The organism is Pseudomonas sp. S3_B11, assembly GCF_054667715.1.
Genome location: NZ_CP162749.1, coordinates 1,709,669 through 1,730,763 on the forward strand (window position 1 = coordinate 1,709,669; position 21,095 = coordinate 1,730,763).

Sequence of the window (21,095 nt, forward strand, 5' to 3'; positions counted from 1 at the left end):
CCAGACTGCCAAGCCGTAATGCAACAACGCCTATTGCAAAGCTGCATCGCCGAAACGGTGCTTGAAATGAAGAAGTGCTGCGATATGGTGCAAAAGTGCGCAATTATCAACTTTGAATGTCGCGTGGTATTAGTTGATGGTGAATAACTCGTCGTTACGAAACAGCCGCGACAGGTGCTCCAGCATGGTTTTGATTCGCGGCACATAACGCAGGTCCTGATGGACGCTCAGCCATAGATCGCGGGTGACCTTGGGCCCATTCAGCGGGATTTTCCGCAGACCAAAGCGTTCGGCATGGGCAAAGGAGGGCAGCATTACCAGCCCTGCGCCGGCGCTGGCGGCAAACATCTGCGCGAGCATGCTGTTGGAATGGAATACCAGTTTAGGCGTTGAAATTAGTTCATCGAGCCATTTGACCGCCTCGATCTGCACCAACTCTTCGATGTAGCCGACGAACAAGTGGTTCTCCAATGTCTGCAGCGAAGGGGTGCCGTGAGATAGCAAGTAGTCGTCGCTACCGTACAGGTTCAATTCGAACTGCCCGACTCGTTCGGTGTGAAAGCCCTGGCCCGAGGGTTCGAAGAAGCCCAGGAAGATATCTGCCTCGCGCCGGGTCACCTGCAATTGGTGGGTCGAAGTGACCAACTCCAGGGTGACGTTGGGGTGCAGCAATTGCAGCTTTGGCACCTGCTGGGTCAGGTAGAGCGAGGCCAGGCCTTCCATGGTACCGACCCGGACCCTGCCGGAAACCGTGTTGGTGCCCGAGGACAACTGCTCAAGCAGCCCGGAAAAACCGTTGCCCATCACTTCCACCTGCGCCAGCAAGCGAGCGCCTTGGTCATTCAACTGCAAGCCGGAACTGCTGCGCTCGAATACGCTAAAGCCAAGGGCGTATTCCAGCTGGTTGATCCGGCGGCTTACCGTCGACTGGTCGATCTTCAGCTGTTTTCCCGCTCGGGAGAGGTTCTGGCACCTGGCGACGTGCATGAAGATCCGCAGATCATCCCAACTCAGATTGTCCGGCTTCATGGCGTGCTCGTTGGCTGATGGAAGGGCTCATTCTAAGCGGTAACGTAGCCAGCCTTAGCCATCCGCACACGTACGGCGCTGCCGATTTGAAAGATTACTCTGCAGTTTTCGGAAATGAATATGGCACAAATGAGTGCAGGCGACCTAGGGCTTGTATGAAAAGTCAGCCCGCAAACATCTCTCGATGCAGGCCAGTGTGACCATGGCTTTAAAGCTGCTGGCAAGTTTGTCGTAACGCGTACAGAGCCGACGTTTTTCCTTGAGCCAGCTGAACAACCGCTCAATAACGTTGCGTTTTTTGTACTGAGACCCGTCACACAAACGCGGCAGGCCTGGTCGAGGCTTTTAGTCAAAGCGACTTTCAGACAAACCCTAGTCCGTCCTGAGAAGCTATGCTGCCCGTCCTTTGGGTGAGCCGGCGAAACAGAGTGACCCGTCTTCTCACCTGCTACACCGGAGCACGCTCGCCTAGGTCAGATTCAACCCGCCGTCCGAGAGGAGTATCTCGCCGGTCAAGTAGTCCGACTCGACCAGCATTACAACAGCTTTTGCGATGTCGTCTGGGCTAGCGGCCCTGCGCATGGGTGCGCGAGTTCGCCACAACTCTTGGGCATCTGTCCATTCTGCGGTCAGAGGCGTGTCGACCAAGCCAGGCGCCACAGCGTTTACGCGAATTTCTGGCCCCAGCGATACCGCGAGCAAGCGGGTCATGTGATTAAGCGCAGCTTTGCTTACCGCATAGGGAATCGATGCGCCCTTAGGACGGATGCCGGCATGGGAACTGATGTTTACGACGCAACCGGCTCGACGGTAACGGGCGGCATCGCGCAATGCCGACTCGGCCAATGCAACCAGGTGGAACGGCGCCACGACATTAACCTCGTTAAGTTCGTGCCACACCGTCGAGTTGGCCGCGGCAAGGTCGCTGTGCGGAATGACTCTGCTAATACCGGCATTATTGACCAGTACGTCGAGCTGCCCCCACGCAGCGATCGCCTCGTTAATAAGCCTGACCCTGTCAGCTTCGAAAGCAAGATCGGCTTGCACGTAAATAGCCTGCTTCATTTCGGCAACCATAGCGCGTCCCGTATCAGCAGAATTTCGCGAATGGAGCACCACCGCATAGCCTGCCCGGCTTAGTACACGCGCAATGGCTGCGCCGATACCGGAAGTGGATCCTGTCACCAACGCGACGCGTAATACGTTATCGATCGTCGGATCGGGTTTCATATGGATATCTCGAATGGGTTGCTAGAAAGCCATCACCGTAGCACCAAGCAGGCAACGTCGGCGTCAGGCGGTCACGATAGGCAGTTATCCATTTTCAAATCAGGTTGGCGCTTATTCTGTGGCGCAAAGCTACGCTTGTTATTGAGCCGTCCGGAAAAGGGAACGGATTTATTTGCTTGAAAACAGTTCCGGTCCCTTATTGGTCAATACCTCAGCCCGGAAGAGCCTGGGCGAGCGCCACGCCGGCAAGCTGTGCGGTGGCCAACAGACGGTCCAAGCTTTGTCCGTGACGCGCGCTGGCCGAAAGGCCAGCCATCGTGGTGCTGACGAAATCCGCTAGCCGGTCGGCCTCAAGTGGGTAACGCTCGGCAATGGCGTTTCTAATCACCTCTTGCGCAGCGACATGGAAGGCGCAAGCGGCCTCACGCGCCTCCACGTCGTTGCTTCGAGTGCCCTCCAGAACCATACAGCCAGTGGCTGAAGGATCGGCAGCGTAGGCGCGCGCGGCCTGCTCCAACACCTGCGCAAGCGAGACAGCGAGCGGCCGGTTTGCCCCGAGTATCTGTAATAACGGGACGGCCCCAGTCTGGGCATACCGATCAAGGACCCTCTTGTACAACTGGGCCTTGCTGCCAAATGCCGCATAAAAGCTGGGCGGATTGATACCGAATGCTGTCGTGAGATCTGCAACGCTTACGTCGTCGTAGCCTTTGGCATGGAACAAGCGCTGGGCGGTGGCTACTGCCTGATCCGGATCGAACCGCCGAGGACGCCCACGCACTGACTTATTTGTAGTCACTATTACAAAATCCTTTGACAGGGAGGTTCTGGATAATTGTATCATGCGCTACATTAATCAGGAGGGTACGTTCATGTCGGATTTCAAGAATAAGTCGGTGTTGGTACTTGGCGGCAGCCGTGGAATTGGCGCGGCGATTGTCAGGCGCTTTGCTGCCGATGGTGCCAAGGTTGCTTTTACTTACTCGGGTTCGCCGGAAGCGGCACATTCTCTGGCTACCGAAACCGGCGCCAGTGCCTACTCAACGGACAGCGCCGACCGTGATGCAGTCATTACTCGTGTCCGCGACAGCGGTCCGCTGGACATACTGATCGTCAATTCTGGCATCGCCATCTTCGGCGACGCGCTAGAGCAGGACCCGGACGCGATTGATCGTCTGTTCCGCATCAATGTGCAAGCGCCCTACCATGCCTCGGTGGAAGCGGCGCGACAGATGCCCGCAGGCGGTCGGATTATCGTGATCGGTTCGGTGAACGGCGACCGCATGCCCATTCCCGGCATGGCGTCCTACGCCTTGAGTAAGTCCGCACTGCAAGGTATGGCGCGAGGGCTGTCCCGTGATTTCGGCCCGCGTGGAATTACGATCAATATCGTCCAGCCGGGGCCGATTGATACCGAAGCCAATCCAGCGAACGGTCCGATGAAAGACCTTATGCATAGCTTCATGGCGATCAAACGCCATGGCCGTTCTGAAGAGGTCGCGGGAATGGTGGCCTGGTTGGCCGGTCCGGAAGCGGGTTTTGTGACCGGAGCAATGCATACAATTGACGGTGCCTTCGGCGCTTGACACATAGCCGGGCAGGTTTTTCCACTGCCCGGCCCACGTCGGACTCGTGCACCACGTTAGCGTCAGGCGTTCATAACCTGCGGATAGTTTTGATAGCAGACATCAGGTGAGTTCTTCATGACTACCATCGGCATCATTGGGGCAGGCGAGGTCGGCAGCCAGATTGCCCGAGCAGCCATTGCGTGCGGCTATAACATCGTCATCGCCAATTCTCGCGGTCCGGACACCCTAGTAGATCTGATCAACGAATTGGGCCCGTTAGCGCGCGCGGAAACTGCGGCAGGTGCCGCGATGGCTGGCGAGGTCATCGTTGTCGCCGTCCCGCTGAAAAGGATCAACGACATACCGGTTGAGGAGCTTGCAGGTAAGATCGTGCTGGATACCAACAATTATATGGCTTGGCGTGACGGCGCTTTCGACCTCGTGGACACCGGCCAGAAAAACATTCACGAACTTCGCCAGGAGCATCTTCCCAAAGCCAAAGTAGTCAAGGCCTTTACGCATATTCAGGCCCCACGAATCACTACTTGGGGCAAGCCGGCCGGGTCACCAGATCGGCTAGCTCTAGCGGCCTCCAGCGACTTCCCAGAGGCAATCGAATTTGTGACCCGGCTCTATAATGAGTTTGGATTCGACACTGTCGATAATAGCCCGCTTAACGAATCTTGGCGCAGCGCTCCAGGTCAACCGGCCTGGAAGCAGGAGCGGCAGAGCAGGGCAGAGTTGAGAGCCAATCTACTATGCGCCCAACGTCCGAGCCTGCCAGCGAGGGGTTAATTTACGGGTGCGGTCTTGGGTGCGTTCGAAGCGGTGGCTAATTAGCAACGAGGTCCCAGATGGGCTGGTTTCGAGAGCGCTTGAAGAGGCTTGAAAAGCGCTTTTGCGCCGGGGGCAGGGGGCCAGTCGTCATCGTTTTATTGTCCGGTCCATTTATTTCTGCGCGCCGGTTGTTTCCAACGTCGAAGCGATAAGGTCGCGCGTAAGAAAATTCGGGAATCTCTCAGGGTCAAATGGCTTTTCGGCCGATTCTGTTGGATAAGTGGGGCTGCCCAACTGCCTGGACTTGTTGTATCCACTGAATGGGATACCTTGTTGACCCAGTTACTCACTGCTCAGGGAGAGCGCCATGCCTGTAGAAATCCAGCTTTCGGAAAATGCGACTGAAGCAGAGCGAATAGGAATTTTGACCCCATTGCTTGCCCATAACTTGGCCAACGGTGGAGACGACGCCTATGAGGTTTTTGCTCTATTGCTACGAGACGCTGACAGCAATGAAGTGATTGGCGGGCTGTACGGCAAGGTCTCTTATCGATGGCTGCTCATCGATCTTATCGGCGTTCCCGAGTCGATGCGTGGTCAGGGTATCGGAGAACGGCTAATGCGTATGGCTGAAGAAGTTGCGCAGAAAAAACATTGCATTGGTATCTGGCTGGAGACCTTCAGCTTTCAGGCTCCCGGGTTTTATCGAAAACTGGGTTACTCCGAATTCGGGCGCCTGGCAGACTATCCACCGGGGCATACCCGGCTCTATTACCAGAAGTCGTTGTGCTGACCGCGTTTTGGATCTTGGGCCGACTGTGCTTCGTAGCGGGCAGCAATCGGCCAGTTTCTGCCAGCGAGCATGGGTTGTATCAGTATTCTTATGAATTACCGGTCAGCGCTATGGCCGCAGCCGTCACACCATGCGCAGCGAGGACAAGATCTGCTGCTCGTTCGGCGATGACGACGCACGGCGCCATCGTGTTGCCAACGGTAATTCGCGGCATGATCGAGGCATCAGCGATGCGCAGTTTATCGATGCCATACACACGCAGTTGATGGTCGACCACCGACATCGTATCTCGGCCCATTTTCGCGGTGCAGGATTGGTGCCAGTAAGTCACGGCAGAGTTGCGGATGAACTGCTCCATAGCGCGATGTTCTTTCGGCCCGGGCACAACTTCGCGTTTGACCAGCCCGTTGAAGGCTTCGCTGTTACCGAGGGCCCTGCACAGGTCGATCGACGCATACGCCGCTGTCATATCCTCGGGCGCGCTCAGCGAGTTCGGCTTAATGAGTGGGGCATCCAGTGGCCCGGCACCCGACAGGCGCAAGCGTCCTCGACTGGCAGGCCTGGCCAGTCCAGCGAACATTGTCCAGCCATGTTGTGGCGGCTCAATCGCGACCTCAGGCGGAGAGGGTACCGCAAACGCCAGCTGACACTGCAACAGGTCCGGGACCTCCAGGCGACTGTCGCTTTTCCAGTACAAGGTGGTTTCGCACCCGCCGCTACCGACTGCCTGGGGTTGCAGGTACTCCCACGTACAGCCAAAGGCGAGATGGTCCTGAAGATTCTGGCCCACGCCGGGAAGGTGATTGGTCGGTGCGATGCCGTGGTTTCGCAGTTCCTCTTCCGGGCCGATTCCCGATTGCATGAGCACCTTGGGTGTCTGCACCGCGCCCAAGGACAGGATGACCTCGGCTGCGGCATAGAAGCACTGCCGTTCGCCTGCGATCACCGCTTCGACACCGATAACCCGTGTACCGATAAGCAATACGCGGGTCACCAATGCCCCTGTCAGAACCGTCAAGTTCGGATAGTGCAACCGTGGCCGGATATAGGAGTCGTAAACGGATTCGCGCTTGCCCTGGTTGATGCGCAGGTCGGTAATAGCGATCCCGCCCGGGCCTTCCATCATCTCGCCATTGGGACTGTCGAATCTGGGGATACCCAGCCGGCTTGCCGCCTCCAGCGTTGCCCACGCGAGGGGTTGAGGCATGGCCGGCTGTTCGACATGCACGGGGCCACCTGAACCACGCCGAGTGGTATCAGGGCTGCCTTGCCAGTTCTCGATCCGGCGGTAGTAATTGAGTACCGAATCGTAGCCCCAGGCCGGGTCGCCGGACTCGGCAGCGAAATGGTCCCAATCGGAGCGGTGCCCGCGCGACCAGACCATCACATTGATGCTGGAGCCACCGCCGAGTCCCTTACCCATGCTCAGGGATAGTCGTCGACCGTTGAGGTGTGGGTTGGGTTGCCCCTCGAATGCCCAGTCGCGCTTTGAACCGAGGTTCATCGGCCATTGTGCCGGTTCGGCAACCTCGGGGCCCGAGTACCCCTCGCCAGCTTCAATCAGCAAGACGCGTGCGCTTTTCTGATCGGCAAGACGGGCTGCGACCACGCAGCCCGCCGTACCTGCACCGCACACAATGAAATCATAGTGTTGATCATGCAGATGATTCATGCGGACGCTCCGTATCGATGCAGCGATTGAATTTGCGGTTATCAGTGGCGTCATTTCCCTACGATCATTGTTCGCCAACGCTGTGCACTGCCTTAAGAATCACTGCGGCGACCTCGGCGGGCTGTGACTGCTGGGGAACATGGCTGGTGTGCACCTCTGCAAGGGTGGCACCGATACGCTTGGCGGCAGAGCGCTGGACGTCGGGGTGGATCATCCGGTCTTCTGTGGCAAGCAGATACCAGGACGGTTTGGCCTTCCAGGACGACACGGTCGTTTTATCTTCGAAGGCAGATGCCTTGATGGGACCTTGCGTGGCGGTCATGACGGCGGTCTGCGCTGCCGGGAGATCCTGGGCGAAGTCCTTGGCCATGCCTTCCGGCGTCAAATAGAGGAAACCGTTGCCGTCTGCCTTGATCTGACTGATGCCAGGGGGCGTGGGCGCACCTTTACCTTGTTCGCCGCTGGTTTGCCCGGCCTCTGGCGCGAAGGCGGCGACATACACCAGCGCGCTGACCTTCGGGTCGCTACCGGCCTCGGTAATCACAGTGCCGCCCCAAGAGTGCCCGACTAGAATCACCTTGCCCTGCTGGTTGCTCAACGCGCGGCGCGTAGCGGCAACATCGTCGGCAAGCGAGGTGAGCGGGTTTTGCACAACCGTAACGGCCACCCCTTGGGCTTGGAGCAGTGGCACCACTTTGGCCCAATCGGAGCCGTCGGCGAACGCGCCGTGTACGATCACCACGGAGGGCGTTGTATCCTGCGCGTGACTGGCGCTTGCGATGAAGGTACCGGCTAGGGCAAAGGCGACGGTAGCGATTTTCGATTTGAATGTTTTCATTGGATGAGCTCCTGTTCGGGAGTTCAAATTCTGCTGACTAGCCTGCGTTGTGGGCATCGGTCAATTATCCGACCCCGGGACATTTTTCATGGATAGAGTGTTGCAACTGGATATCTCCCTGGGCGGGGCACTGGCGACGATCGCCCAGGTCGGTGACCTCAGCATGGGACAACCACTCGGTCATTCCCGGCGTGTTGCCGCACTGGCGCGGATGCTGGCGCAGGCCCAGCACGGCGACGGTGAGCACCTGAGGGTAGCGGAACAGGTTGCCTTGCTGCGCTGGTCCGGTTGCACCGCCAATGCCGAAGGCTTTGCGGATCTGCTGGGTGACGACGTCGATGGCCGCCGCGCGATGCTCGATTTGACGCTGGGCAATGAGCAAATGAACGCGGTGCATCAGGCAACCCCGCTTGCCGTCGTGCACTGTGAGGTGTCTGGAGCAATCGCCAAAACCCTCCAGCTCGGTGCCGCCGTCGAGGCGGGCTTGTGTCGCGTGTTCGAAACCTACGACGGCACTGGCCGGCCGCTGGGCCTGACCCATGAGCACATTCCGGAGGTCGCCTATCAAGTAGTACTTGCAGGTGATCTGGATATTCTCAGTCGTGCACACGGCCTCGACGCGGCGCTGCGCTGGATCAGAGAGCAGTCGGATCGGCGCTATCCCGCGTCGCTAGTATCGTTGCTTCTGGGGAACGCAAAGGACTGGCTGGCGGATTTGGAAACGCTTTCGAAAACGGTTGACCACGCGCATGAGCAGCGTTGCGTCTCACTGACGTTGGTGGGAGACATCATCGACTTGAAGCTCCCGTGGTTGGCAGGGCATTCGCGGCAGGTAGCGCATGTCGCCGTGGAAGCGGCGCGCCTGTGGGGGCTGCGTGAGCCCACTTTGACAGAAATTGGCAAGTCCGCGCTCATCTACGGTCTCGGCCGGGCAGCCGTTTCGAACCACCTTTGGAATACCGCAGGGACGCTGCCATACGGCGCTGCGGAGCGGGTGCGCCTTGTCCCTTACTGGACGCAACAGGCGCTTAGACCTATCACTGAACTGGCCGTGCCCGCAGAGATTGCAACCCATGCCTATGAACGGCTCAACGGCAGTGGCTATTTTCGAGGCGTGGCGGGTGATGCGCTGTGTGCCGAGCATCGCCTGTTCGCCACATCGGTAGCCTGGGTCGCGCTAAGGGAAGCCAGGCCATGGCGATCGGCCCACGGCGAAGCGGATGCAGCCAGGCTACTCAAACAGGATGCTGGCAGTGGCTTGTTCGACAACGATGTTTGCGAAGCAGTAATTGCCGCCGCAGGTGGCGAGCGTCGGATGCGTCAACCGAAGGCTTCGGTACTCACGACTCGCGAGTGCCGCATCCTGCTGGAGATCAGCCGTGGCGCCAGCAACAAGCAGGTGGCGCGGCTGCTGGACATCAGTCCGAGCACGGTTCGCACGCACATGGAAAGCATCTTTCGCAAACTGGAATGCTCGACCCGGGCAGCCGCTACCTTGAAGGGACTGACACTGGGATTGATTGCCTGAGCCAGGTCCGGGTCAAGCCTGAATCATGCGAGCCCGTCCTGATCGGCTTGACTGGCGCGTGCCAGGTCGATGAATGCCTTGGCTGCCGCGCAGGGGTTGCGGCGGTTCGGGTAGTACAGGCACAGCTTGTCTCTGGGCGGTGTCCAGTCTTCGAGAGTCCGCACGAACTGTCCGGCGCGGATTTCCTCGTGAACGTCCTGCTCCATGAAAAAGCCGAGCCCCATGCCTTCCTGCACTGCCACCTTGACCACGCTGGATTCATCCAGCGTAAGCGGCCCGCTCACATCGAGACGAGTCACTTCTGCGTCCCGCTCGAAATGCCACGGGAAAATCGCCCCATTCGGTAGTCGAACGCGGATGCATCGATGCTGGAGCAGCTCGGATGGCGTTCGCGGTTTGCCGTGTTTTTCGAAGTACGCCGGTGAACCGACCACAGCGTACCGTTGCGGCTGGCCGAGAGGGATCACAATCATGTCGTTCGGAACGAGGCTTGCTGAACGCACGCCGAAATCGAAGCCGTCAGCAACGATATCCACCAGACGGCCTTCGGTTACGAGGTCGATGTGTACTTTCGGATGATGCTGCAGGAACTCCATCACCAGTGGCAGGAGCGCCGATCGGGCAGCGCTGGCGAACGCATTGATACGCAGCGTGCCCGAGGGGCCGGCGTTATGCGATCGCACTGCATCGAGTGCAGCACGCAAATCCTGCAAGGCTGGCCCCACCTGCTCCAGAAATATCCTGCCCGCTTCGGTGATGGCCACGCTACGGGTAGTGCGATTGAACAGCCGCGATTCGAGGCGGGCTTCCAGTTGGGCAATGGTGTTGCTCAATGCGGTGGTGGAGACGTCGAGATCGATAGCGGCTTGCCGAAACGAACCCCTGCGTGCGACCGCTATGACAGCGTCCAGATCACTGAGGCCTAAACGATCTTGTGACATGGATTGTCCTGAATTTCGGGATTGGTCATAAGGGTTTGTCCCAGTTGAACAAACTATCCGTCAGGCAGCAAGATCGCTCCAGGAAATCTATCCAGGAGATCAGCGAATGACCCTTCAGCTTCCCGACGTCGTGCAGGCGTACTTTGCGGTCACCAATGGTGGCGATGCAGCGCAACTTGCGAGCTGCTTCCGCTCGGACGCCACGGTTTCGGATGAGAGAAAAACATACGAAGGAACAACTGCCATCGAAGCCTGGCAACAGGAGGCACGTAGAGCCTTTATCTATCAGGTCCAACCACTGCATGCCCTGCAAGGGCAGGGCAGACTGACTGTCATTGCGCGCCTTGTTGGGAATTTCCCCGGTAGCCCGGTTCAACTGAGTCACGTCTTCACGCTGGAGGGCGGTCGAATCCGTTCCCTGGAGATCACGCCATGCTGAATCTAGGTTTGACTGGCAAGCGGGTCCTCGTCACCGGTGGCACCAAAGGCATCGGCAAGGCTGTCGTCGAGTTGTTACTGGCCGAGGGCGCGAAGGTCATTACCTCGGCCAGGCAGGTGGACGTTGAAATGCCGGGCGCTCTTCTGATTGCGGCTGATCTTTCGACCCGGGAAGGTTGTGACGTGCTGATCGCCGCGATCCAACAGCGGCTGGGTGGCGTGGACATAATGATCCATGTCCTGGGTGGTTCGTCGGCACCCGGCGGTGGTTTTGCTGCACTGGACGAGGAACAGTGGCAACGAGAGCTCAGCCTGAACCTGTTGCCGGCGGTGCGTCTCGACCGCGCCTTGCTCCCGGGTATGCTGGAGCGCAAGGAAGGGGTCGTCATCCACGTCACCTCCATCCAGAGTCGGCTGCCACTGCCGCAAGCGACAACAGCTTACGCGGCGGCCAAGGCCGCGCTTTCGACGTACAGCAAAAGTTTATCGAAAGAGGTTTCGCCCAGAGGCATCCGCGTGGTTCGGGTTTCGCCGGGCTGGGTTGAAACCGAAGCGTCGGTCGCATTAGCCGAGCGACTCGCGCAGGAGGCAGGTACTGACTATCAAGGTGGTAAAGAGATCATCATGAAAGCACTTGGGGGTATCCCGCTCGGCCGTCCATCGACACCTTCCGAAGTTGCTGACCTGATCGGTTTCCTGGTTTCGCCGCGAGCGGCATCTATCACGGGAAGTGAGTTTGTGATCGACGGCGGAACAGTACCAACGGTTTAGCCATCTGTTTGCAGGAAGGCGCAAAATACAGCCCCAGCGGTCATCGTTTGGCCGCTTCTGGCCGAAAGCAACCCGTTACTTCGGATGGAGCTGACCACCTGCATAACGCTAAACGTGCTGTAATTTTCTCAAATTCTTGAGCCCTGGGGGGGCGGAGGTGTCAGCCCCTCAACGTGGGCTTTGTTGAATCGAGCGACGTAACGGTTGCCACTCATTCCAGCAATCCTCGGCAACGATATCCGCATAGCCCCGCTCTTGTTCCATCGCCAGCGCGGTGGCAAAGGTTACTGCAATGCAGGTGGCTTGGTCTCGGATGTTGCAGACTTCGAGTTCGGTGAGTGGGGTGCCTTTTTTGGACTCGGCTGCTGTGAGTACAGCTGCAAGGGCGGGTACGAAAACCAGGCATAGGGGATCGGAGGACATTAGCTTCTTCCTTGGAGTGAATTGGACATTATTAACGGGACACGGGGGCAGGGGGGCGTCGTCATCGATTCATGGTCCGGTCCATTTATTTCTGCGCGCCGGTTGTTTCCAACGTCGAAGCGATAAGGTCGCGTAGCCACATATGGGCAGGATCGCGATGCAGTCGCTCGGGCCATAACATCAGCATTTCAAACCCGGGAATGGCCAGCGGAGGTGCCTGGACGTGAAGCGCCGGCTCATGTTTCACCAGCCTTTCCGGCACCACCGCAACCAAATCGCTGTGCACCAATGCCGAGACCAGCGAGTTGAAATTGGACACGGACAATACCACTCGCCGTTCCAGACCTTCAGCTGCCAGCGCGTGGTCGGTACTGCCAACGAAGCCGGCGCCATCAGGTGACATGACAGCATGTTCAAGCGCGCAGAACGCTTTGAGCGACAGCCTGGTTGCCAGCGCGGGATGGCCGCGCCGCGCCGCTAGCACATAGCGTTCGTGAATCAAGGAACGCTGACGCAACCTGGGCGGCGCTTCATCGCGGGTGTGCAGCGCCAGATCGATAAGGCCGTTTTCCAGATCCTTGGCAAAGTCGACAGTCGGTTTATTCACAAGCGCCAACCGCGTGTACGGCGCCAGGCGCCTGAGCCGCGAGAGCGACGGCCAGATCAAGGCAGTCGTCGCATAATCACTGGCAGCGACCTTCCACGTTTGATGGGACCGTCCGGGTTCAAAAGCGGCAACAGGGCTCAGTGCGCTTTCCAGCGCGGCCAACGCGTCACGCAGGGGCCCCTGCAATTCGCGAGCTCGCTCGGTGGGCGACATCCCTCTGGGGCCAGGCAGCAAAAGCGGATCATCAAGAAGATCCCTCAGCCTGCCCAATTGCAGGCTGACGGTCGGTTGCGCGAGATTGAGCAAGCGCGCTGCCCGCGTCACATTTTGCTCCGCCAGCAAGGCGTCCAATGTGACCAGCAAATTAAGATCCAGACGGCGCAAGCTATTGTGCATGCAAATACCATGTGTTTCGGGAATTCATTTCTATCATAGCGGATGCATGCTTACGCTGAGGGACACATTCAACGCGGAGCCCTCATGAAAATACTACTGATCTACGCCCACCCCGAACCTCGTTCGCTCAATGGCGCGCTCAAGGATTTTGCAATCACTCACCTGGAAACAGCAGGCCACGAGGTCCAAGTCTCAGATCTCTACGGCATGCAGTGGAAAGCATCCCTCGATCCGGACGACGCCCCAGGTTATGACGCAGAAACGCCTTTCAACCCGGCGCTTGAATCCCAGCGTGTATTTGCCGCTGACAGCCAACCGGCGGACATCCAGGCAGAGCAGGCCAAATTGCTCTGGGCCGATGCCGTCATCTTTCAATTTCCGCTGTGGTGGTTCTCGATGCCCGCGATTCTCAAGGGCTGGATCGAACGCGTCTACGCTTACGGTTTTGCCTATGGGGTCGGCGAACATAGCGAAAACCACTGGGGCGATCGCTACGGCGAAGGCAGCATGACAGGCAAGCGCGCCATGTTGGTGGTCACGATGGGCGGTTGGGAATCCCACTACAGTGGCCGAGGGGTGAACGGCGCGTTGGATGACCTGCTATTTCCTATTCAGCATGGGGTGCTTTTCTATCCTGGCTTCACGGTCATGCCGGCCTTCCCAATCTATAAGACCAGCAAAATGGACGCCGCCCGGTTCCAATCCATTTGCACGGCTTATGCCGCTCGCTTGAATACGCTCTTCAGTGATCAACCCTTGCCATTTCGTCGCCAGAACCACGGCGATTACGAAATCCCGGCGTTGACGCTTAAATCGCATCTTGCGGCTGGTCGTTGTGATCTTGGTATTCATGTCAGTGATGGTGAGAGGGTTTGAGGTAAAACGCGTTTGGAGGCTTGAGACCAAGGGGGCTGGTAGTCGGGTTGTGCGCCTCAGGATTGATCATTCTTGGAGGTCAGTAATGACGGTCCCGGCGATGCTCTGGGCGAACCCTTCTCCGAAGACCCTGGCCTCCGTCTATGAGCGAGAGATTATCTTCCGCGTACTCCAAGGCCCCCATGGCTGGATGTTGCGAGACATCGCCGCGCCGGATACCGCGATGGCCCGAATCAATCTCGCAATACAATGGATCCGCCGTGACTTCGCCGAGTCCATTGGTGTTGAGTGATTGGCGCTATGCGCTTCAATGAGCGTCTTGGCATTTCATCGTCACTTCAAAGCTGTCACCAACCTGAGCCCCTTGCAGTACCAGGAGCGGGTTCAACTGCTTCAGGCCATAACCCTGATGGTGGCGAATGGCAAAAGCGTCATGGCGGCTGCCTTTGAAGTGGGCTACGAGAGCGCGACGCAATTCAGCCGGGATTAGGCGCGGGTGTTTGGACTTCCGCCTAGACAGGATGTTGGGAGGATACTTGGCAATATGGAGGTGGTTAGAGGCTAGTCGGTTGGCGGGTTGATGGGGGATTTTCTTGATCGGTGGCTTTCGGTCGATTGCAGCCCTTCGTGAGAGGCAGCAATCGGCCAAAAGCGGTCTCTTGCCCTTATCCTTCAGGATCAGGTATTAGCTATGAACATTAGCTACATGGGATTGATATAGACGCAGTCACTGTCGATGCACGCCTATACTGGGCGACTCGGTATCAGTATTCCTACCGTCGAAAGCACGTCACTCCGGTATGACAACCTTAAACAGCATTGATGAGTTGATCGTATGAGATTCCATCCCGATGGTCCTTCGATACCAGATATCCTCCTGGAGCGCTGTGATTCTGGCCGCGTGGTATTTCTGTGCGGTGCCGGAGTTTCGTTACCATCTGGTATGCCTACTTTCGTCGGTCTTACTCGTCACGTCATTGAGTTTTTTGACCCGCCAGCCGATTCAGAAATTATGGCCGCGTTTCGGCCATGGCTGAACGATCAGTCTGCTGCGAATGTCCCACTCGACCAAATCTTTAACCTCCTCCACCTTGAATACGGCAAGGATGAAGTTAATGCTTTGGTCACGGAGCGGCTAAGCGCCCCTCTAAAAATCAAAGATGTTGGACGTGAACACGATCTGATTAAGCGAATTTCTTCAAGTCAGAGCGGCGTGCCACAGATTGTAACGACGAACTTCGACCGATTGTTTGAGGTCGGGAATGAGGGCGGGCATCTGGTCTGGCATGTGCCGCCTGCGTTTCCAGATCTGAACTTCGGATCGAAGATAGAGGGGATCACGTATCTTCACGGGAGACTGGTGGAGGCAGCCTCTGAAACTCATCCCTATGTGCTTAGCAGCGCAGACTTCGGACGTGCATACCTCTCAGAAGGATGGGCTACCAACTTCATCAGACACCTCCTCGAACGGCATACCGTCGTTTTAGTCGGCTATCAGGCAGAAGACCCGCCTGTCAAATATCTTCTACAGGGCCTTAATCATGACGGTCAGTATGATCGATCTCGACTCTATGCCTTTGACCGTGGGCTCCCAGAGGACATCGAAGCCAAATGGCGTGACAGAGGCGTTACAGCGATAGCCTATTCCGATCACTCGGACTTGTGGACGAGCATGGAAGCTTGGGCAGAGCGAGCCGATGATCCGCGCAGATGGCGTGCATCCGTAATCGCTCAATCCCAGCAGGATCCGAAAGTCCTCTCCCCTCATGTGCGCGGCCAAGTTGCTCATGTCCTTCGCACGGCTCAGGGCGCTAGATTATTCTCGGAAGCTAATCCAACTCCGCATCCTGAATGGGTATGTGTGATGGATGCGTATGTGCGATCGGCTGAACCAGTCCGTGACTACGACGTTGATGCAGAGACCTTTGACCCTCTGGTCGCCTATGGACTTGATGACGATCTGAGCGATATCTCTGATGAAGACCGCAAGCAGGGTGTAAGCAACGACAATCTATTGGTTTGGCGGGAGGAAGACGACAATCCACATACGCTTCATCGGCTCGGTGGGCGCCAAGCAGAAGGTTTTGAGGCAACGCCGGTAAGGCTTGGCCACCTTATCAACTGGGTGAGCAAAGCCATCGACAGCCCTGTGCTGGCCTGGTGGACCATTCGTCAGAACGGTCTGCATCCACGACTTCTGCAACAGTTCGAGTTGCAAGTGGAGCATTCAAAGGCTCTCAACGAACGAGCTCGTCATATCTGGAGCCTCATCCTCGAACATAATCGAGACCCTCGTAATCGTCAGTGGAATGGCGAATGGTTTGACTTGAAGAAACGGATCAATGCAGAGGGATGGACGGCTAGTTCCCTAAGAGAATTCCGGAAGGTTACGACTCCTCGTTTGGAGATCAAGCGACCGATTGGCCTGGCGCAGTGTAAGCCACCGTCAACATCCTGGGGGGACATTCATCTCGGCGACCTCGGTCAGTACGAAGTCATGTTCCTGGATAAGCACAACGAAGATTTAGACATACCCGACGAAGTACTACCACAGGTATTTGGCATCCTGCAGGATCAGCTTACTGTCGCCTCAGGACTATTGGGGGATATCGAGACCATCTACTTCCGTACACCGACTTGCTATCCGGGACGAGAAGTCGAGGGAAAAATGTACATTACGAAAGCCGCGGAGGCGATGGCTTGGTTTGTTGAACTTTTCGATCAGATGATTGCTAAATGGCCGGCACTTGCGATAGCGCATGCGATGACTTGGCCCCCGACGGAGCGTTACTTCTTCCGAAAACTCAAACTCTATGCGTACAGTAAAGTAAACCTCTTCGGGGCCGACTCGGTTGCCGAGCAAGTTTTGTTCTTAGATCAAGAGGCATTCTGGGACATTAATGTGGCCCGAGAGCTTCTTTTCCTACTGGTTGACCGGTGGAAAGAGTTCTCTCAGGTGAGTCGGAATCAACTTATAGACCGTATCTTGACGGGCCCCGACCAGCGTACTCACTGGTCTGACGAAGAGTTCCATGACCTGCGGGATGAGTTCGCCGCAAGATACGCTCGATATCTCGAACTACAAGGTTGTGAACTTACAACCGCTCGCAGCGAACGGCTTGCCGAGATGATCGGAGGTATTCTTGATTGGAGCGACGCTTGGGCGACTTCGACTGTCATCGAGCACGGCTCTCATACCGGCTGGGTCGGTACGGACGAGAAACCAGATGCAGTCTTGGATCTTCCCGTAAACGAGGTGGTCTCCAGGGCAAAGGAAGAGCTGAAGCGTGACTTTGGTAGTTTCACCGAGAAGCGACCCTTTACTGGTTTGGTGAAGGTCAATCCGCGAAAGGCGTTGTCTGCTCTGACGATTGCAGGTAAAGCTGGCGATTACCCAGAAGCTTTCTGGTCCTCCATGATCAATGAGCTTCCTGAAGACACCACAGCCAGGCTGAGACGGGTATTCCTGAACCGAGTAGCACGGCTCCCGCATGCAGTTATCGCCCAACTGAACCACACGTTGGGCCGATGGCTCCAACAGCACCTGGTGGCAATCCTTGAGTTTGATGCCGACCTCGGTTGGGCCGTCTACGATAATATCGTCGAAGGCATCCTGAGCGGTGGAGCAGATGCAGCGAAGAGTGGTCTTGGTGAAACCCGCCAAGGTGGAAAAGTTATCGAACGGTCCTCACGCACATATGGCCATGCGATCAACGGTCCCGTCGGTATGTGTACTGAGGCCCTTTTCCGCGCAGTGCCCAGAGAGAGGCAGGAGGTCGCCGGCTCACTACTTCCAGATCACATCAAGTCTCGTGTCGAACGCCTCTTAGCTGTACCTGGCGAGGGCTCAGATCATGCCGTATCAATAGCGAGCAGGATGCTGAACTGGCTCATGTTCGTAGATCCCGTCTGGACCGGGGAACGACTTGTTCCCATATTGGCGTTCGAACATCCAGCTTCGGAACCAGCATGGAACGGATTTCTTTATAGCGGCCAAGTGCCTCGACGGCCGTTGCGAGAGGTTATCAAACCGCTCCTGCTTCAAGTATTCCCGTGGGTCGAAGGATTTTCATGGGATCGTGACCTCTCAAGAGGAGCCGCCGAATGGCTAGGCTACATGTGCGTATTTCATCCGAATGAGCCTGGCGGTCTTTCACAAGGCGAAATGCGTTCGGTCCTTCGAGCAATGTCTGATGACACTCGGAACCGGTTCATCTTCTGGCTAGGCCAGGTTGGACAAAAAAACGAGGACGGTTGGGCCAAACACGTCATCCCTTTAATCAACAAGGAATGGCCGAGAGAACGCCGATACAGGACCTCAGCATCGATGAGAGCCTGGATAGGCATGCTTGATGACACCGGCGATAGTTTCCCCGCAGTCTATGAAGCGGTGAAGAAATTCTTGGTGGCGGTGGAGACAAATGATCACCCGTTCTACCGGTTCACTCGAGAGTTAAACGATGAAAAGCCTATTACCGTTCTATTCCCTGAAACAACACTGGATTTGATGAATAGAGTTACACCCCAGATTCTCACACGCCCTCCATACGAGTTGCCGAAGGTGCTCACTCTGATCGCGGAAACCCAGCCTGACCTGAAATCGGACTCACGTTATTTACGCCTTGTCGATCTTGTTGAGCGAAGCTAAACCTTGGTCTTTTAGTCGAAAAGTCAGCTGCTATCCTCGGACTTCCCGGGTACCAGACGACTGTTTTTGACTGCACTAGCTCTGGTGGATCGTCCGCTTCTGGCCGATAGTCGTCCATCGGTAGATGTATATTGCTGTCATAGGATTACCAGCGGTCACTGTGAGCCCTCCATGCGATCACGGCTGGCTCTGCCTAGCGGAAAGGTTTTAGGGCGAAATTAGGGGCCATCAAAGACCGTAGGACGACATTGCCTGAGACAGAAAGCGCAGTGTTTGATGGACTGGAGCGGCCCAGGAAAGCTTGAAGGGGTTTCGAATCCCTATCCATCCCTCATCATCACAAAAACATACGCATCATCAGCATTCGATCCAAGGCTACCTGTGATGCGTTTGTGATACGGAGGTTAATCTATTGAGTCAGTTTTCTTTAGTTAACAATTTTAGTAGTCTTTCTTTTGAAATCTAAGGGGGTTTAATGAGCCGTAATGGAAGAAATACATTGTGCAAATGTGGTAGCGGAAAAAAATTCAAGAAATGCTGTATATCTCAAGGTCACTCCTCTGTGCCTCAATCAAAGACCTACAGTGATATGATTAAGGAAGCAGGACTGAAGGCTATGAGGGATAGCAAAGAAACAAGGGAGTCGGCGATAGAGCAACTTAAAACTATACTTGCAGTAGACGGGCTGTCAGAAACAGACTGTATTAATGCTGCTTTTAGTTTGGCCGTAGCTTATCAGCACCAAGGAGAGCATAAGAGCGCTATATCGACCTTGGAAACGATAGAATGTAGCGATGAAATTGACTTGGCAGAGAAGGTGTCGTATCAGCTGGCAGTATCTTATGGAGCGCTAGGTTATACGGAGTATGCATGTGAGCTCTTTCAAATAATTATCGACAATTGGGAGTATAAACCTGTACCCAATGCAGTTGATCGTCATTATCGCGGACTCATGCTGATCGAGGCTGGGAAGACATTTTCTTCAAATGGAGATAATTCGAAGGCCATTGATTGCTGGGAACAATCAATAAAAAAATTGGAAGAGTTTTCTGAGCGTGAGGCGGAGCACATTGGGAGAGCTCGGGCGAATATATCCTTGCAGAAGCTGTATAGCGAGGAAGAGAATGAGCAGAAAGAAGGGGTGGAGGAGTTAAATCTATCCACTAGCACCAAGCTTAAAATAGGGGATCTAAAGGGGGTGGCAAATAATTATTGCAATCTCGGTAATTATTTTCGAAGGGAAAAAAGATATGGCAGAGCAATAGCCTATTACAGAAAGGATTTGTACATCAGTCGCTTGATAGGGGATAAGAGGGATTTGGCGTCTACTCTGGGAAATTTTTCAACCATTTATGCAGAGATGAAGCAGTTTAAGCAGGCGAAAAAAATTCTAGCAGAAGCAAAAGCTATTGGTGTAGAGCTAAATGATGAGAGGCTACTGCATATCTCAGAGGGCCAGTTAGATTATATTAACAGCCTTGCTAAAGAAGCAGGTTTGAACAAAGTTGGTATTGGTGACAAAGCCCTCTGTGGTTGTGATAGCGGAAAACTTTACAATGACTGTTGCGGGATGGCTGATTTTGAGCCTGTCAATCTATCTCACATTTATGGTGGATTATCTGAAGAGGCGGAGGAGATTCATGAAGAGTTTTCATTGTTGGGGATAACACCCTGCCCACTGGATTTCATACTTAGGAAGATTCCAGAAGGCTCATTGAGACGATCGTGGATGGAGCATCATATGCATGACGGCTGGGTATCTATTGCCGAGCTTCCTGATATGGCTTCGATTCATATGTTTTCAGCGCAAGAAATGCTGAAAAAAGCGTTAGAAGACGATGATCTGAGCTCTGCGTTAGCTACTGTGATTCTGTCAGTGTGTTATTTGGAGGCGTTTATAAATCAAATTTCCTTTTTCTTGCATCAGAACAAGGAGGATGACTATATTCGCACTCTGAATCTCCCAGAACTGCTTGCGGTAGATGGCCCTTTCAACTATCAAAGAAAAGGGAGTTTGGAAACAAAATGGCAGGAAATTTCTGATTGTTTAAATGGTGAAGGTTGGTTAGGTTCTCAGAAAGAGTGGCAGCAGGTCAAGGATGTCATCCATATAAGGAATGAGTTTGTTCATTTCAAATCAAATGGATACGAGCAAGTTGTACCGCCGCCGCGAAAAAAGGAAGCTATTTATTCGAAGGTTCCTAAGTCTGTAGAGTTAAAAGATGTGCCTCATAGTTGGCCATTTAAATTTCTGACAAGTAGTTTGGCTCGCTGGGCGATTGAGTCGGCTGAAAATCTAGTGGATGTTCTTAAGAGCAACTATTCACAACATAGAAGGCATAATTCTAAATCGACTATAAAATCTTAACTTTGTAGGCGAAGCGACCGACCGCTTTTGGCCGTTTTCTGCCTGTGGCGACCGGCTGAAATCGGCCAAAAGCGAACGCTTGCTGGGCTTACGCCCCGCCAAAGCCTGATATTCAAAAAATCCTAAATTTGAGCGAACTGCATATACCGGATGCGGATTCAGTGATGGCGCAATACAATCACCATCAACATT

At 55.4% G+C, this 21,095-nt stretch carries 17 protein-coding genes and 2 pseudogenes; 10 read left to right on the forward strand and 9 right to left on the reverse strand.

The window, feature by feature from the left end; translation table 11 throughout:
• Window positions 1-129: 129 nt before the first annotated feature.
• The 4 genes and pseudogenes from AB4O22_RS08000 to AB4O22_RS08015 form a co-directional block, all read right to left on the reverse strand.
• A complete protein-coding gene (locus tag AB4O22_RS08000; protein ID WP_003203128.1) occupies window positions 130-1,029 on the reverse strand; it encodes a LysR family transcriptional regulator in 900 nt (299 codons plus the stop codon).
• 144 nt (window positions 1,030-1,173) lie between these two features.
• A pseudogene (locus AB4O22_RS08005) lies at window positions 1,174-1,374 on the reverse strand (transposase); the annotation flags it as partial.
• 123 nt (window positions 1,375-1,497) lie between these two features.
• Window positions 1,498-2,259 (reverse strand): SDR family NAD(P)-dependent oxidoreductase, encoded by a 762-nt coding sequence (locus AB4O22_RS08010; protein ID WP_003203124.1) that lies wholly within the window; start codon window positions 2,257-2,259, stop codon window positions 1,498-1,500.
• A 211-nt stretch (window positions 2,260-2,470) separates the two neighbouring features.
• Window positions 2,471-3,058 (reverse strand): TetR/AcrR family transcriptional regulator, encoded by a 588-nt coding sequence (locus AB4O22_RS08015; RefSeq protein ID WP_003203122.1) that lies wholly within the window; start codon window positions 3,056-3,058, stop codon window positions 2,471-2,473.
• Between the two features lie 73 nt (window positions 3,059-3,131).
• Between AB4O22_RS08015 and bdcA the strand changes: the two genes are divergently transcribed.
• From bdcA to AB4O22_RS08030, 3 genes are all read left to right on the forward strand, one after another.
• Window positions 3,132-3,845, forward strand: a complete 714-nt coding sequence (bdcA, locus tag AB4O22_RS08020) for an SDR family oxidoreductase (RefSeq protein ID WP_003203120.1) — start codon at window positions 3,132-3,134, stop codon at window positions 3,843-3,845.
• 117 nt (window positions 3,846-3,962) lie between these two features.
• Window positions 3,963-4,622 carry an NADPH-dependent F420 reductase gene (locus AB4O22_RS08025; RefSeq protein WP_460096095.1) on the forward strand — a complete coding sequence of 220 codons (660 nt, stop codon included), beginning with the start codon at window positions 3,963-3,965 and terminating at the stop codon, window positions 4,620-4,622.
• A 349-nt stretch (window positions 4,623-4,971) separates the two neighbouring features.
• Window positions 4,972-5,397, forward strand: a complete 426-nt coding sequence (locus AB4O22_RS08030) for a GNAT family N-acetyltransferase (protein ID WP_460096098.1) — start codon at window positions 4,972-4,974, stop codon at window positions 5,395-5,397.
• An 88-nt stretch (window positions 5,398-5,485) separates the two neighbouring features.
• On the opposite strand, the gene AB4O22_RS08035 is transcribed toward AB4O22_RS08030, so the two are convergent.
• Both AB4O22_RS08035 and AB4O22_RS08040 read right to left on the reverse strand, forming a co-directional pair.
• A complete protein-coding gene (locus AB4O22_RS08035) occupies window positions 5,486-7,069 on the reverse strand; it encodes a GMC family oxidoreductase (RefSeq protein WP_460096099.1) in 1,584 nt (527 codons plus the stop codon).
• A 64-nt stretch (window positions 7,070-7,133) separates the two neighbouring features.
• Window positions 7,134-7,907, reverse strand: coding sequence for an alpha/beta fold hydrolase (locus AB4O22_RS08040; protein WP_003203112.1), 774 nt, complete (start codon window positions 7,905-7,907; stop codon window positions 7,134-7,136).
• An 88-nt stretch (window positions 7,908-7,995) separates the two neighbouring features.
• Here AB4O22_RS08040 and AB4O22_RS08045 point away from each other — a divergent pair, with 88 nt between their 5' ends.
• Window positions 7,996-9,435, forward strand: coding sequence for an HD domain-containing phosphohydrolase (locus AB4O22_RS08045; RefSeq protein ID WP_460096100.1), 1,440 nt, complete (start codon window positions 7,996-7,998; stop codon window positions 9,433-9,435).
• Between the two features lie 23 nt (window positions 9,436-9,458).
• Here the strand turns inward: AB4O22_RS08045 and AB4O22_RS08050 are convergent, their stop codons facing one another.
• Window positions 9,459-10,376, reverse strand: a complete 918-nt coding sequence (locus AB4O22_RS08050; RefSeq protein WP_460096101.1) for a LysR family transcriptional regulator — start codon at window positions 10,374-10,376, stop codon at window positions 9,459-9,461.
• 106 nt (window positions 10,377-10,482) lie between these two features.
• Here AB4O22_RS08050 and AB4O22_RS08055 point away from each other — a divergent pair, with 106 nt between their 5' ends.
• Together AB4O22_RS08055 and AB4O22_RS08060 are read left to right on the forward strand one after the other, a co-directional pair.
• On the forward strand, window positions 10,483-10,815 hold the full coding sequence (locus AB4O22_RS08055; RefSeq protein WP_043042464.1) for a nuclear transport factor 2 family protein: 333 nt from the start codon (window positions 10,483-10,485) through the stop codon (window positions 10,813-10,815).
• Window positions 10,809-11,585 (forward strand): SDR family oxidoreductase, encoded by a 777-nt coding sequence (locus AB4O22_RS08060; RefSeq protein ID WP_436132297.1) that lies wholly within the window; start codon window positions 10,809-10,811, stop codon window positions 11,583-11,585. Before AB4O22_RS08055 ends, AB4O22_RS08060 begins: the two co-directional genes overlap by 7 nt.
• Window positions 11,586-11,753: 168 nt before the next feature.
• Here AB4O22_RS08060 and AB4O22_RS08065 read toward each other — a convergent pair whose 3' ends face one another.
• Together AB4O22_RS08065 and AB4O22_RS08070 are read right to left on the reverse strand one after the other, a co-directional pair.
• Window positions 11,754-12,008 (reverse strand): hypothetical protein, encoded by a 255-nt coding sequence (locus tag AB4O22_RS08065; RefSeq protein WP_460096103.1) that lies wholly within the window; start codon window positions 12,006-12,008, stop codon window positions 11,754-11,756.
• Window positions 12,009-12,093: 85 nt separating this feature from the next.
• Window positions 12,094-13,011 (reverse strand): LysR family transcriptional regulator, encoded by a 918-nt coding sequence (locus tag AB4O22_RS08070; RefSeq protein ID WP_460096105.1) that lies wholly within the window; start codon window positions 13,009-13,011, stop codon window positions 12,094-12,096.
• Between the two features lie 84 nt (window positions 13,012-13,095).
• On the opposite strand from AB4O22_RS08070, the gene AB4O22_RS08075 reads away from it, so the two are divergent.
• From AB4O22_RS08075 to AB4O22_RS08090, 4 genes and pseudogenes are all read left to right on the forward strand, one after another.
• On the forward strand, window positions 13,096-13,887 hold the full coding sequence (locus AB4O22_RS08075; protein WP_460096107.1) for an NAD(P)H-dependent oxidoreductase: 792 nt from the start codon (window positions 13,096-13,098) through the stop codon (window positions 13,885-13,887).
• A 130-nt stretch (window positions 13,888-14,017) separates the two neighbouring features.
• Window positions 14,018-14,452: pseudogene (locus AB4O22_RS08080) on the forward strand (helix-turn-helix domain-containing protein); the annotation flags it as partial.
• 270 nt (window positions 14,453-14,722) lie between these two features.
• A complete protein-coding gene (locus tag AB4O22_RS08085) occupies window positions 14,723-18,535 on the forward strand; it encodes an SIR2 family protein (RefSeq protein WP_039012362.1) in 3,813 nt (1,270 codons plus the stop codon).
• A 475-nt stretch (window positions 18,536-19,010) separates the two neighbouring features.
• Window positions 19,011-20,903, forward strand: coding sequence for a tetratricopeptide repeat protein (locus AB4O22_RS08090; RefSeq protein WP_080766477.1), 1,893 nt, complete (start codon window positions 19,011-19,013; stop codon window positions 20,901-20,903).
• Window positions 20,904-21,095: the final 192 nt, after the last annotated feature.